The sequence below is a fragment of the Streptomyces sp. NPDC054956 genome (assembly GCF_053609185.1).
The window spans coordinates 1-13,558 of record NZ_JBSGXB010000207.1; the positions used below are offsets into that span (position 1 = coordinate 1).

Consider the following 13,558-nt stretch of genomic DNA (forward strand, 5'->3'; position numbering starts at 1 on the left):
GCCGCGTCGGGCTGCGGACTGGTTGGCTCGGGGTGCGACCGGCAACACGGTGGCCCCGGTCTACGTCAACGCCCGTGAGGCCGCCAGCGGGGCGAACAGCTCCCGCATTGCGCGCCCGTCGCGCAAGTCGGCGCGCAGCGGGACCCGTTCCGAGACCGCCGCGGCGTCCAGGGCGAGCACCTGCCCGGAGATTCCGCCCGGCAGGTCCTGCTTCGAACGGACCACCGGCAGCACGCGCTCCCCGCCGGGCAGGGCCCCGTACCGGCCGCCCCGGCCCATCGGGGGCAGGTCGCTGCCCGATATCCGCAGGCCCCCGGCGGTGGCGAAGTCGGCCTGGTCGCGCTGGGATCCGGACCACGCCGTGTGCTGGCCCAGCGCGAGGACCCCGCTGGAGACGGCGAGTACGAGCAGCAGCACCGGACCGGTGGCGCGTCCCGGCCGGCGGGCGAGCTGCCAGCCGACGAGCGCGGGACCCAGGCCCCGGCCCCGGGCGGCGATCCGCGCACCGAGCCGCGCCGCGAACGGCAGCAGCCGCAGGACCAGCAGGGTGCCCGCGCACAGCGCCAGCGTCGGCGCGGCCACCAGCACCGGGTCCACGCCGAACAGGCCGTCGGACTCGGCGACCGGCCCGGGCGCGGGCCCGTCGCCGGAGCCGCCGCCGTACCGGGCGAGCTGCTCGTAGGCGAGCACGGCCAGTGCCACCAGGGCCAAGTCCGCCCCGGACCGGACCGCGCCGGCGACGAGGGCCTGCCGGCGCCCGGCGCGGTGCAGGGCGGCTGCCGCCGCGCCGCGCAGGACGACGGGCAGGGTGGTCAGTACGACGCAGCCGAGGGCGCAGAGCGCCGCGACGAGCCACAGGGCCGGGCCCGAAGAGACGGTGAAGGGCACGTGCGCCAGCGAGCCGTAGCCGCCGAGCAGGCGCAGGAGCGGCGGGGCCAGCAGGGGCGCGAGAACGGCGGCGGGCAGCGCGAGCAGGAGCGACTGGGCCGCGGTGAGCAGGCCGAGGCGGCCGCGGGAGGCGCCGCGCGCGGTCAGCAGGGCGCGCTCGCCCGCCTGGCGTTCGGTCAGCAGGTGCGAGACGAGCAGCAGCGCGGCCGCGGCCAGGACCGCGAGCTGGAGGGCGCCGACGAGCAGGGTGGAGCGGGCGACGGTCAACCCGGAGTGCAACTCGCCGAGCAGTACGGGGAGTTCGGTGTCCACCCGCAGGCCGGACGCGCGCTCGAGGGCTTCGGCCGCCTTGGCGGAGCGGGCCCGCACGGCCTCGGCCCCGGCGGTGTCGACCGTGGAGAAGTCGGGGGTGAGCAGCACGGCCCGGCTGTCCTGCGTGAGTCCGCCCGTGGTGAAGGCGGAGTCGTCCACCAGCAGCGGGCCGTAGGTGGCGAAGGCGGCGACCTGCAGTCCGCGGGCGCCGAGCGGATCGAGCCGCCAGTACGGGGCGTCCGGGTCGGCCGCCTGGTAGACGCCGGTCACCGTCACGGTCAGCGGTGAGCCGCCGTACCGGTCGTCGAGGCGCACATCGGCGGGCAGCGCGCCCTCGGTCAGCCCGATCCGGGCCAGCGCCGCCTTCGGCACGGCCACCGGAACCCGGGCGCCGGGGGCGGAGAGCGGACCCGCGACGGGCTGCGGCCAGGCGCCCGCGAGCAGCTGCACGCGTTCCTTGGCGAAGGAGGCCAGCAGCGTCAGGTCGGCGTCCTTGCCCGGAGTGGCGCGTGCGCCGGGCAGTCCGTACGAGCGGCTGCGCGCCACGCTCTCGGTTCCGGCCGGCAGCGGGCCGAACAGCTCGCGCGCGAAGCCCCGTACCGCTTCGTCGTCCTTGGGGCGGTCGGCCGTCGCGTGCCCGGCGCTGACCAGTACGGTGCTGCGCGCGTGGCCGGGGCCCTGGAGGGCTTGGCGCAGACCGGCCTCGCCCACGCCGCCGGTGAAGGCGAAGAGCGCGCTGAGCACCGTCGTGGTGATCAGGACGGTCAGCAGCACGGCGGCTGCGAGCGGCAATCGCCCGCGCAGCCGGCGCATGACGAAGCCGAGCATGTGGTGTGTTCCTCCCCCGCTCCGGACGTGTGATCCCGGATAGCGGACGATGCTGCCAGATTCGAACAGATAGCGGAAGGGACTTGCGTGAATGGTGCATCGGATGAACAAATCGACCGTGCGGGTCAGCGCGGGTAAGTCAAGAGCGCCGATCGAGACGGCTTCCGGTGGCCACCGGTGGCCGGATCGGCATCCAGGGGGAGTTGCAGAAATGACGACGCAGCAGCAGGAGCCGGGAACCGGTGTCGCGGCGCCGCCGATGGTGGTCGTGGACGACGTGCGGCGCAGCTTCGGCACCGGCCCGCAGGCCGTGCACGCGCTGCGCGGGGTCTCCTTCGAGGTGCGCCGGGGCGAACTCACCGCGCTCAAGGGGCGGTCCGGCTCCGGCAAGACCACCCTGCTGAACCTGGTCGGCGGACTCGACACCCCGACCGGCGGCAGCGTCGCCCTCGACGGCACCGACCTGGCCGGACTGGACGAGGAGGGCCGGCTCGCGCTGCGCCGCGACCGCATCGGCTTCGTGTTCCAGTCCTTCGGGCTGATCCCGGCCCTGACCGCCGCCGAGAACGTCGGCGTCCCGATGCGGCTGAAGAAGACCCCGGCCAAGCAGCGCGAGGAGCGGGCCCGCACCCTGCTCGCCCTCGTCGGCCTCGCGGACCACACCGAGCAGCGGCCCGGCGAACTCTCCGGCGGCCAGCAGCAGCGGGTCGCCGTCGCCCGCGCGCTCGCGAACGAGCCCGACCTGATCATCGCGGACGAACCGACCGGCCAGCTCGACTCCGACACGGGCCGGCAGATCATGCGGCTGCTGCGCGCGGTGGTGCGCAGCGAGGGCGTCACGGCGCTCGTCGCCACGCACGACCCGGCGCTGATGGAGCTCGCGGACCGGGTGGTGGAGCTGAAGGACGGGCGGATCGTGGAGGTCGACGCGGAGGTCGACTCCGCGTAGGGCCGCGGGTGCCGGGCCGCCTCAGGGCAGGTCCGGCAGTTGGTACGTGCGCCGCTCCTCCGGCGTCGGCGGATGCAGCTCCCGCCCCGCCGCCAGCCGCAGCAGCGGTTCGGGATCCGGCCCGGCCGGGGTCCACACGCGTACGGTGCGGTCGCGCGAAGCCGTGGCGATCCGGGTGCCGTCCGGCGACCAGCTCAGCCCGTTGACCCAGTCGGCGTGGACTCCGACGACCGCGAGGGCCGCGCCGCGCAGGGGGTCCCAAAGGCGCAGCGTCCGGTCCCGGGAGACGGAGGCGAGCAGGAGGCCGTCCGGGGACCAGGCGAGGCCCTGGACCCGGTCGTCGTGGCCGGTCAGCACGGCGCGGCAGGCCGCCGCCCCCGCCTCGTCGAGATCCCACACCCGCAGGGTCCGGTCGCGCGAACAGGTGGCGAGCCGGCGCCCGTCCGGCGACCAGCCGACCTTCAGGACGTGGTCGTCGTGCCCGCGCAGGGTGGCCAGCACTCGGCCGTCCACCGCGTCCCAGAGGATCACGGTTCCGTCGGTCCCGCTGGTCGCGAGCCGTCGGCCGTCGGGGGACCAGGCCACCCCGGTCACCCAGTCGGTGTGACCGGTCAGCACTCGCGGCGTCTGCCCGCCGACCGCGTCCCAGATCCGTACGGTGCGGTCGCGCGAGGCGGTCGCGATCCGGGACCCGTCCGGCGACCAGCACACGGAGGAGATCTCGCCCCCGTGCCCTTCGAAGGCGAGGTGGCGGCTCCCGTCCGGGAGGAGGGTGGCGGCAGACCCGTCCCGGCGGCCCACCGCGATCCGCGTCCCGTCCGGGGACCAGGCCAGGTCTCCGCACTCGCCGACCGCCAGCACCCCGGCCGGTGCGAGGTCGGCCGCGTGCCACAGCCGCACGGTGCCGTCCTGTGAGGCGCTCGCGATCCGAGAGCCGTCCGGCGACCAGTCGGCCTGCCACACCGACTCGGTGTGGCCGTGCGCCACCCGGGTCTGTGCACGGACGTCCCACACGGCCAGGGTCCGGTCCCGCGAGGCGGTGGCCAGGCGGGTGCCGTCGGTGGACCACGCGACGGCGTACAAGGTGTCCGCGTGACCGGTCAGCCACAGGGCCCGGTCCTCGGACCCCGATGAATCGAGTTCCCAGACACGGGCGTTGCGGTCGAAGTCGCCGGCGGCGAGGCGGGATCCGTCCGGCGACCAGCTCAGACAGCTGATCCCGTCCAAGCTCTGCAACCGGCGTACGCTTTCACCCGTGCGCGCGTCCCAGAGGCTGACCGTGCGGTCCGACGAGCCGGAAGCCAGCCGGGACCCGTCCGGGGACCAGGAGAGCGCGTTCACGACGTCCTGATGGGTGCCCAGAACCCTCGGCGTGCCCGACGGGTGGGCCGCGCCGACCTCCCACAGGTACACGGCGCCGTCCGCTCCGGCGGCGGCCAGCAGCGCGGAGTCGGGGGACCAGGCCGCCGTCCACAGCATCTGAGGGTGGCCGCTGAGGGTTCCGGCGGGAGCGAAGTCCCGTGCGTCCCACAGCTGGAGGGTCCGGTCCGGCCCGCCCGACACGAGGAACCTGCCGTCGGGGGAGAACGCCGCGACGGCGAGCCCGGGGGCGGAGTGCCCGATGTCCGCGCCCGGCTGGTGCAGGGTGGTCAGCCGGCACCAGTCCGCGGTGTCCCAGACGGTCAGGCGCGCGTCCCTCGTGGCGCAGACGAGGCGGCTGCCGTCGGGGGACCAGTCCAGCGCACGGGGCCACTCGCCCGGGACGTCCAGGGTGACGGGCGCCGCCGCTCCGGGCGCGGCGGTGTCGTCGCCCGGCGCGGGCCAGATGTGCACACGGCCGTCGCCCGCGCAGGCCGCGAGCCGGGAACCGTCGGGGGACCAGGCGGCATCGGTCACCGAGCGGTCGAAGTCCCGGTAGACGGCCCGGAGTCGGGAGGCGTCGAGCGCGGTCCGCAGGGCCTGCAGTGCGGCCGGGGTCGCCGCGTACTCGGTCACCGCGGCCCGGGCGGTGCCGACGGCGGCCTCGGGATCCCGGTCGACGGACTCCAGGATCCGTGCGGCGACTGCGTCCGCGGCGCGGGCCCGCGTGGTGCCGTCGTTGCGGGCGGAGGCCTCGGCGAACTCGGCGGCCAGCGCCGAAACCGGCGGGGCGGTCGCGGCGGCTCCGGCCGCGGACCAGGACCGGACCGCGCGCAGCCGCTCGCCCGTCAGAAGATAGGCCTCGGCCCGGCCCGCGAACTCCCACTCCTGTGCCCAGCGCTCCAACTCGGCCTGCCGGCGCAGCTGCTGGAGCCGGTCGGTGATGGCCAGCCGCAGCGGCCGCCACTGGCGCAGCAGGGCCTCGTGGGCGACGTCCAGCATCCCCGCGTCGGCGGTCAGAAGCCGTCCCGCGACGAACGCGTCGGCCATCTCCCGCTCCGCGTCGCTCAGTTCGGAGCGGGCCACCCGGCGCCGGGTGGGCTCGTCGCGTTCCACGGTGACCAGGCGGAGCAGCATCGCGACCACCGGGTCCTCGCCCCCGGGCGGCGGCGCGGCGGAGTCCAGGAGTGCCGCGTGGATCCGGTCGGCCTGTCCGATCAGCGCACCCGCGACCCCGCCCACCTCCCGGTACAGCGCGTGCGTCACCGTGGAGCCCGCGCCGCCGGCCCGCCGGTACAACTCCTGCAGCGTGTAGGCCAGGAGGGGCAGCGCGTCACCGCCGCCGCAGTCCTCCACGATCCGGGAGACCAGCCCGGCCTCGAACTCCACCCCCGCCGCCGCGGCCGGCCGCGCCACCACCTCGTACAGGGCGTCCCGGCCGAGCGGGCCCACCACCACCGGCTCGCGGACCAGTTCGGCCAGGTCCGCCTCCAGGAAGCCGGTGAGGAAGTCCGACCTCAGGGTCGCCAGCAGCCACAACCGGGGCTCCTCGCGCAGGAGTTCCCGTACCGCCTCGGCGAACGCGGTCCGTTCGTTGGGTCCCGACAGGGTGAGGAGCTCCTCCAGCTGGTCCACCACCAGCACCAGGGGCCTGGCGGTTCCCGCCTCGGCCACCGCCCGGCGCAGGGTCCCGACGGGGTCGGTACCGGGAGTGAGCGCGGGGCCCGCGTTCCACCGGGACCGCCGCCCTGCCAGCGCCGGCAGCACGCCCGCCCGTACCAGCGAGGACTTGCCCGAGCCCGACGGGCCGACCACCGTCACGAACCGCCGCGCCCGGTCCGGCAGCGCCGGGTGCAGCCGGGCCACCAGCTCGGCCGTCTCCCGCTCCCGTCCGAAGAACACCGCCGCGTCCTCCTCGCCGAAGGCCTCCAGCCCCGGGTACGGGGGCTGCCCGGCCGTCCACACCGGAGCGGGGGCGGCGGGCCGGCGCTCCAGCCAGCGGAGCCACAACTGCCCCCCGACCAGCGCGAGCAGGGCCACGCCGACGAGCGGTATCGACCACTGGCGCAGCAGTCTCAGGGGCAGCGGGACGTCGCCCTCCACGCTCGTCGCGTAGTTCGTCGCGATGCCGAGGAGGGCGCCCACCAGCATGAGCAGGATGTCGAGTACCAGGGCGAGGGGCCGTCGTTGCATGAGCCAAGAACGTAGCCGCAGGCCGGGGGAGTTGCGAGCGGCGCCCGGCAACCGGACGCCGCATGGTCCGGACCGGGCGCCGTACGGGTCCGGACCGGGCGGCGCCTATTCGGTGTGCAGGGCCGCCGCGATCGTCATCCGGGCCGCCGAACGGGCCGGGACCAGAGCACCCAGGACCGCGATCGCGATCCCCGCGCCCAGCATCGCGGCGAGCTGCGGCGCGTGCCAGACGTCCTTCATCGACTCCGGGAAGGAGACGACACCGACGTTGTCCACGACGAACCGGTGCGCGAGCATCCCCAGGGGGATCCCGAGCAACCCGCCGACCAGGCCGAGCCCGGTCACCGAGGTCACCGTCATCGCCACCACCTGGCGCGGGGTCATGCCGATCGACTTGAGCATCCCGAGGTCGCGGCGGCGCTCACGGGTGTTCAGGAGAACGGTGTTGAAGACGCCGAGCGAGGCGAAGAGCGTCAGCAGCACCGTGAACACCGAGGAGAAGCCGACGACCGTGGCGGTGGCGGCGTTGACCGAGCCCGCCACTTCGGCGCGCAGGCCCGGGTCGGCCGCGCCGACGGCGTCCGCGTAGGCGCGGGCGTCCGCACCGGGAGCGAGCCGGACGGCGTAGTCCACCGCGCGTGTGTCCGGGGCCAGTTGACCGAGGGTCTCCCAAGTGGAGTCCAGTGAACGGGCGTCGCTGTCGATGAGCTCACCGACGATGGTCGCGCTCGTACGCCGGCCGCCCGCCTCCAGGGTCACCTTGTCGCCCACGGCGAGTCCGCGTTCGGTCAGGAAGGCGGGACCGGCCGCGATCTCGCCGGGTCCGCTCGGCGGCCGCCCTTCCACGAACGAGGACGCGGCGGATTGCGAGCTGCCCCGGTAGAAGTTCCCGAAGGCGGGCTGTGTGTACCCGACCAGACTGACCTGTGTCAGCCCGCGGGCCCGTACCTCCCGCGCGCCCAGGGAGCGCAGCCGCTCCTCGATCTGCGCGTCGCCCAGCAGGGGCTCCGGGCGGTGGTTGCCGGGGGTGCCGACCTCGATGAAGACCACCGGGCCGCCGGAGCCGCGGCCGCTCTCCCCGTACGCGACCATCGTGCTGGTCAGACCGGTCGCCAGGGTTGCCGTGGTGACGCCGAGGACGATGGCGGCCATGGTCATGAGGGCGCGTCCGGGGCGGGCGAAGGGATGGCCGAGGCCCAGGCTGACCGAGCGCGGCAGCCGGGTGGAAGCGAGGACGCGCTGGACGCGCAGTCCGCGGCCGGTGCGCGGCGCGCCGCCCGCGCTGATCGCCCGCGCGGCCGGCAGCCGGTGTGCCCGCAGGGCCGGTACCAGCGCGGTCACCAGAACGAGGGCGGGCATGCCGGCCAGGCAGGCGGCGCTGAGCCAGGGGGAGGGGGAACCCACGCTGGCCAGGCCGGTGTCGATCCCCGAGAACGCGATCTGGAGGATGGGCCCGGCCAGTGCGTTGCCGAGCAGCGTGCCCAGTACGCAGCCGGTCACGGCGGGGACCGAGACCATCGTCAGGTAGACGGCGACGACCTGGTTCGGAGTGAAGCCGATGGCCTTGAGCACGCCGATGTGCCGGCCGCCGGAGACGACGGCGCCGCTGACGACGTTCCCGACGATCAACGCGGAGACGAGCAGACCGAGGATGCCGAAGAGGGCTATGAAGGGCAGGTAGGCATCGGCCCGGGCGGAGAAGGACTTCTTGAGGGTGAGGTGGTTCTGCGCGGCCGTCATCGAGTCCGCGGGCAGCCCGTCCGTGGCCCGGGCCAGCGCGTCGCGCAACTGGGCGCCCGTGGCCGACTCCGTGAAGCGGTACAGCATCTGGGCGGAGGCCGGGTGCAGCGCGGCCACTTGCTCGGGCGTCACCCAGGCGGCGGCCGACTTGCTCATGCTGGTGGCGAACCCGACGACGGTGAGTGTCGGGATCCCGGGGGCCTCCAGCTTCGTGCCGAGGAGACGGGGGTACGGAGTGCCGCCGTTGGCCGAGTTGACGACGATCTCGCCGGGCGCCTCGGCCCAGCGCCCCAGCAGCAGCTCGACGCGGTCCACCGGGCCGCCCGGATCGGCGCGGCCCACCACGGTGAGGGGGCCGGCCGGCCTCCAGAGCCAGTCGCCGGGTATGTCGACGACGGCTTGGAGGAACGGTCCGGCGGCGGCCGCCACCCCGGGGCGGTCCGCCGTCCGCGCGAGCTGGGCGTCGGTGACCTTGGAGGTGTCGTACGTGGCCACGGTGTGCGCGCCGCGCTGCGCCGCGTACGCCTTGTCGAAGGGGCCGGAGGCGGCGGCGAGCAGGGCGAGTGCGAGCAGGACGGTGGTGGTGGAACAGAGGACGACGAGACCGATGACGAACGTCTGGACCTTGCGGCGCCCGACGGCGGCGCGGGCGGCCCGCCACACGGCGCTCACGCGGAACGCTCCAGGGTGTCGGGGTGCTGGGGGTGAACCTGCTGGGTGTGGGCCTGTTGGGTGTGGACCTGCTGCGTGTGGACCTGCTGCGTGTGGACATCGTCGGCGTCGTCGTCGTCGACGAGCGCGCGTTCGCGGGCGACGCGGCCGTCGGCCATCTCCACGAGGCGGCCGGCGCAGCGGGTCGCGAGGTGCGGATCGTGGGTGACGATCAGCAGGGTCTGGCCTATCTGGTTGAGGTCGATCAGCAGGTCCATGACCTGCTCGCCGGAGCGGCTGTCGAGGGCGCCGGTCGGCTCGTCGGCCAGCAGCAGCGCCGGACGGTTCATCAGGGCGCGGGCCACGCCGACGCGTTGGCGTTCGCCGCCGCTGAGGGTCGCCGGGTAGTTGTTGCGGCGGTCGGCGACGCCGAGCTCCTCGAGGAGTTCCAGGGCGCGGCGGCGGGCCTGGCGGGCGGGGGTGCCGGTGAGCTGGGCGGCGAGTGCGACGTTGTCGAGTGCGGGCAGGTCGTCGATGAGGTTGAAGAACTGGAAGATCATGCCGACTTCGCGGCGCCGGTACAGCGCCAGGTCGGTCTCGTTCAACTTCCCGAGGTCCTGGCCGTGCACCTCGACCGTGCCCGCGGTCGGCCGGTCCAGGCCGGCCACCATGTTGAGGAGGGTGGACTTCCCGCAGCCGGACGGCCCCATCACGGCGACCGCCTCGCCCTTGCGGATCTCGAGGGTGAGGCCGTCGAGCGCCTTCGCGTCGCCGTACTCCTTGTGGACGCGGTCCAGGCGGACGACGGCCTGACCTGCGGTGCCGTGATGAGTAGTCATGGCACGAACTTAGAAGGCGGGCCGGTCGCCGTGCGTCGCCCCCCGGATGTAGAAGCGGCGCCGGGTCATCCTGGGGATGTATGCGGGCGGCCCCCGGGGGAGTGATGTGGACTACGCGGGGGGCCTGCGAAGCTTGCGGTGCTGGAGATCTTGGACGAGGGCTGCGGACGAAGGGTGCGGTGGGGGAGATGGCAGGGGAGGGATGGCTGTTCGGAGCGGTGTCGGCCGCGGCGTGCGCGGCGTTGCTCGTCGTGTGCGGGCTGGCCCTCGCGCTCGTACGGGCCCGGCGCGCGCACGGGGCGGCGATCGAGGAGCGCGGCTGGCTGCTGGAGCGGGAGCGGGAGACGGCGGTCCGCACCGCCGTGGACGCGGAGCGGGCACGGATAGCGGCCGAACTGCACGACATCGTCAGTCACAACGTCAGCCTGATGGTGGTCCAGGCGGGGGCGGCCCGCGAGGTGTTGGAGACCATGCCCGGGGAGGCGGCGGCCGCGATGAGCGCCGTCGAGAAGGCCGGGCGCACGACGATGACCGAGCTGCGGCACCTGCTCGGGCTGCTCGCCCCCGCGCAGGACGGCAAGGACGAGCCCTACGGCGGCGCGCCGGATGCGGAACTCTCGCCGCAGCCGAGCCTGAGCAGGCTCAGCCCGCTCATCGACCGCATGGTCTTCGCCGGGCTGCCGGTGGAGGTCCGGATATCCGGCGAACCGCGGCCGCTGCCGGCCGGGATAGACGTCACCGCCTACCGGATCATCCAGGAGGCGCTGACCAACGCACTCAAACACGGGGACGGGGTGAAGGCGGAGGTGACCGTGAGGTACGCGGACCACGCGCTGCGGGTCGAGGTGCTCAACAGCGGGCCGAGCGTGCTGGCGGGGGACCGGGGGCCGGCGCCCGGCGCGCCCGCTGCCAGGATGTCCGGGGCGGCTACGGCGACCACGGCGACCACGGCGGCTACGGCGGCCAAGGTGTCCAAGGCGGACGGTGCCGGGCGTGGGCTGGTCGGTCTGCGGGAGCGGGTCGCCGTGTACGGAGGGGACTTCGACGCCCGGCGCCGGCTGGGCGGCGGCTACCGGGTCCGCGCCCGCCTCCCGCTGGAGCGGCCGTGACCACGCCCGCCGACCCGACCGCCCCGGCACGGGGACCGCGGGTGGTCATCGCCGACGACCAGGAACTCGTACGCACCGGATTCCGGCTGATCCTGACGGCCCGGGGGATCGATGTGGTGGGCGTGGCCGCCGACGGGGCCGAGGCCGTCTCCGAGGTGAGACGCCTGCGCCCCGACGTGGTCCTGCTCGACATACGGATGCCCCGCCTGGACGGGCTGGAGGCCGCCCGGCAGATCCTCGCCGAGGCCCCCGAGTGCCGGGTGATCATGCTGACCACCTTCGACCTCGACCAGTACGTCTACGCCGCGCTCGCCGCCGGAGCCAGCGGGTTCCTGCTCAAGGACGTGACCCCGGAGTACCTCGCCAACGCCGTGCGGCTCGTCAACACCGGGGACGCGCTGCTCGCCCCGTCGATCACCCGCCGGCTGGTGGAGCGCTGCGCCTCGGCCTCCGCCGCCCGGGGGGCCGGCACGTACCCGGCGCCCCACCCCGACCTGGACGCCCTGACCCCGCGCGAACGGGAGGTGCTCACCCTCATGGGCCACGGCCTCTCCAACGCCGAGCTGGCGCAGGAACTCACGCTCAGCGAAGCCACCGTGAAGACCCACGTGGCCCGCATCTTCGCCAAGCTGACCCTGCGCGACCGCGCGCAGGCGGTGGTCCTGGCCTACGAGACGGGCCTGGTCACCCCGGGGCCCCGGGCCTAGCCGGTCTGTCGATCGGGCCGGGCTGGGCCAGGAGGTGCAGGCGCAGGGCGAGCTGGAGTTCCAGAGCCCGGGCGGGGGTGTTCCAGTCCTCGCCCAGGAGCCGGCCGATCCGGTCGAGGCGCTGCACGACGGTGTTGACGTGGATGTGCAGGGCGTCCTTGGCCCTGGAGAGGCTGGCTCCGTGCGTGTAGTAGGCCCGGAGCGTGTGGACGAGCTCGGTGCCGCGCTGGGCGTCGTAATCGATGACCGGGCCGAGCACCTGGTGGACGTACCCGCCGACGTCCCCGTGCTCCCCGAGCAGGAGGCCGACGAAGCCCAGGTCGGGGAGGGCGGCGCCGTGCCCGGTGTGGCCCAGGGCCTGCAGGGCCTCCAGGCAGCGCACGGCCTCGGCGTACACGGCGGGCAGAGCGCCCGGGTGGCCGGCCGGGCCCGCGGAGCCCACCGTGACGGGGGCGCCCAGGACCTGGCCCAGCTCCGCCGCCAGCGACCGCGCGAGGTCCGAGGCCCGCTCGGCCGGGGCGAGCAGCACGATGTGCCCCTCGTGCGGCCCGGCCAGGCCGTCCAGGGCGCGGGCCCGGCGGGCCGCCTCCGTCGAGAGCCGGGGCCGCAGGGCCGCGTCGCAGCGCAGTACCAGGATGGCGTGCGGACGGGCGAGGTTGACGCCGAGCTTGCGGGCCCGGATGGTCTGGCTGCCGGGGTCGCGGGTGCGCCCGGGGCTCTCCGGGGTCAGCAGGTCGCTGAGCAGCTCGCCGCGGACCCGGTCCTCGGCGTGGGCCACCGACCGCCGTAGCAGCAGGAGCAGCGCGGTGACCAGTCCGGTGCGTTCGAACAGCCGCCGGTCGGTGTCGGAGAGGTCGGCCCGCCCGGTCAGCGCGATGCTGCCGAGCAGTTCGGATCCGGCGAGCACCGCGCAGACCCACACCCCGTCCACCGGCACGGCCCGCCCGCCGGAACGCGAGGCCGCCACGCCCTGGGCGGGTGGGTCGATCGGCTCGCTGGCCACCCGGGCCAGTTCGGTGCCCTCGGCGTCGTGCACCACCAGCCCGCCCCGCAGGAGCGCGGCGACCTCCCGGGCCACGTCGGTGACGTCCCCGCCGCGCAGGACCAGGTCGGTGAGCCGGTCGTGGGTCTCGGTGGCCAGCCGTACGGCCTCGCTGTGCGCCCGGGCGCTCTCCGTGGCGGCGTTGAGCTCCACCAGGGCCGTGCGCGTCTCCTCCAGCAGCCGGGCGCCGTCGATGGCGACGGCGGCGTGGTCGGCGAGCGAGGACAGCAGGGCCACGGCGTCGGGGGCGAAGTCGCGCACCGAGCGGTCGGCGGCGTAGAGCACGCCGATGACGCGCGAGGCGACGCGCAGCGGAACGCCGAGGATGCCCCGCAGCCCCTCCTCGCGCACGCCGGCGTCGATGGTGCTGGTGTGCCGGAAGCGGTCGTCGGCGCGGTAGTCGGCGCTGGCGTACGGGCGGGCCGTCTGGGCGACCAGACCGCCGAGTCCCTCGCCCATGCCGAGGCGCAACTGCTGGAAGGCGGCGGAGACGGAGCCGTCGGTGACCCGCATGAAGGTGTCGCCGACGACGGGATCGTTGAGCGTCAGATAGGCGACGTCCGTGCCGAGCAGGGTCCGGGCCCGCCGCACGATGGCCCGTAGCACCGCGTCGAGATCGCGCAGCGCGGCGAGGTCGCCGGCCGTGTCGAAGAGGGCGGTCAGCTCGGCCTCGCGCCGCCGGTGCTGGTCGAGGGTGCGCCGGATGCCGAGGGCTACCCGGGTCGCCTCCTCCACCAGGGCCTGCTCGGCGGCCCCGGCCCCGCCGGTACGGGCGAGCGTGCCGGTCCTGGCGAAGTCCTCGACGGGCGCGCCCTGCGCGAGCAGGTCCAGGAGCTGCCGCAGCGCGGCCGCCGCCCGCTGCCCGTCCGCGGGCTCGGTGGATTCGTTCACGGGGGCCATGCTGGCAGCCCTTCGGTGCTGGGGTGGAGACCGGGTCCGCC

Annotated in this window: 8 protein-coding genes; 3 read left to right on the forward strand and 5 right to left on the reverse strand. The window is 75.0% G+C overall.

All coding sequences use genetic code 11. The annotated features are described in order from the left end of the window. Window positions 1-60 precede the first annotated feature (60 nt). The gene (locus ACWGDE_RS26690) at window positions 61-2,028 is read right to left on the reverse strand and encodes an FtsX-like permease family protein (protein ID WP_453391571.1); all 1,968 of its coding nucleotides are present in this window, start codon (window positions 2,026-2,028) and stop codon (window positions 61-63) included. Window positions 2,029-2,239: 211 nt separating this feature from the next. On the opposite strand from ACWGDE_RS26690, the gene ACWGDE_RS26695 reads away from it, so the two are divergent. After that, window positions 2,240-2,977: an ABC transporter ATP-binding protein gene (locus ACWGDE_RS26695; protein ID WP_453391572.1), complete on the forward strand. Its 738-nt coding sequence runs from the start codon at window positions 2,240-2,242 to the stop codon at window positions 2,975-2,977. 21 nt (window positions 2,978-2,998) lie between these two features. On the opposite strand, the gene ACWGDE_RS26700 is transcribed toward ACWGDE_RS26695, so the two are convergent. The 3 genes from ACWGDE_RS26700 to ACWGDE_RS26710 all read right to left on the reverse strand — a co-directional run bounded on the left by ACWGDE_RS26700 (window position 2,999) and on the right by ACWGDE_RS26710 (window position 9,759). Further along, entirely contained in the window at window positions 2,999-6,529 is a 3,531-nt protein-coding gene (locus ACWGDE_RS26700) for an NACHT and WD repeat domain-containing protein (protein WP_453391573.1), read from the reverse strand. A gap of 105 nt (window positions 6,530-6,634) precedes the next feature. Beyond that, window positions 6,635-8,941, reverse strand: coding sequence for an ABC transporter permease (locus ACWGDE_RS26705; protein WP_453391574.1), 2,307 nt, complete (start codon window positions 8,939-8,941; stop codon window positions 6,635-6,637). Then, window positions 8,938-9,759 carry an ABC transporter ATP-binding protein gene (locus tag ACWGDE_RS26710; RefSeq protein WP_453391575.1) on the reverse strand — a complete coding sequence of 274 codons (822 nt, stop codon included), beginning with the start codon at window positions 9,757-9,759 and terminating at the stop codon, window positions 8,938-8,940. Before ACWGDE_RS26710 ends, ACWGDE_RS26705 begins: the two co-directional genes overlap by 4 nt. A 188-nt stretch (window positions 9,760-9,947) precedes the next feature. Here ACWGDE_RS26710 and ACWGDE_RS26715 point away from each other — a divergent pair, with 188 nt between their 5' ends. Then, window positions 9,948-10,868: a sensor histidine kinase gene (locus tag ACWGDE_RS26715; protein ID WP_453391576.1), complete on the forward strand. Its 921-nt coding sequence runs from the start codon at window positions 9,948-9,950 to the stop codon at window positions 10,866-10,868. Next, window positions 10,865-11,575: a response regulator gene (locus ACWGDE_RS26720; RefSeq protein WP_453391577.1), complete on the forward strand. Its 711-nt coding sequence runs from the start codon at window positions 10,865-10,867 to the stop codon at window positions 11,573-11,575. Before ACWGDE_RS26715 ends, ACWGDE_RS26720 begins: the two co-directional genes overlap by 4 nt. Here ACWGDE_RS26720 and ACWGDE_RS26725 read toward each other — a convergent pair. Further along, the gene (locus tag ACWGDE_RS26725) at window positions 11,553-13,517 is read right to left on the reverse strand and encodes a helix-turn-helix domain-containing protein (protein ID WP_453391578.1); all 1,965 of its coding nucleotides are present in this window, start codon (window positions 13,515-13,517) and stop codon (window positions 11,553-11,555) included. The genes ACWGDE_RS26720 and ACWGDE_RS26725 overlap by 23 nt on opposite strands. Between the last annotated feature and the right edge of the window lie 41 nt (window positions 13,518-13,558).

Excerpts from the sequence above, each read along its gene's own strand:
- ACWGDE_RS26690 (WP_453391571.1), bottom strand. The coding sequence starts at position 2,028 with ATGCTCGGCTTCGTCATGCGCCGGCTGCGCGGGCGATTGCCGCTCGCA.
- ACWGDE_RS26695 (WP_453391572.1), top strand. The coding sequence starts at position 2,240 with ATGACGACGCAGCAGCAGGAGCCGGGAACCGGTGTCGCGGCGCCGCCG.
- ACWGDE_RS26700 (WP_453391573.1), bottom strand. The coding sequence starts at position 6,529 with ATGCAACGACGGCCCCTCGCCCTGGTACTCGACATCCTGCTCATGCTG.
- ACWGDE_RS26710 (WP_453391575.1), bottom strand. The coding sequence starts at position 9,759 with ATGACTACTCATCACGGCACCGCAGGTCAGGCCGTCGTCCGCCTGGAC.
- ACWGDE_RS26715 (WP_453391576.1), top strand. The coding sequence starts at position 9,948 with ATGGCAGGGGAGGGATGGCTGTTCGGAGCGGTGTCGGCCGCGGCGTGC.
- ACWGDE_RS26725 (WP_453391578.1), bottom strand. The coding sequence starts at position 13,517 with ATGGCCCCCGTGAACGAATCCACCGAGCCCGCGGACGGGCAGCGGGCG.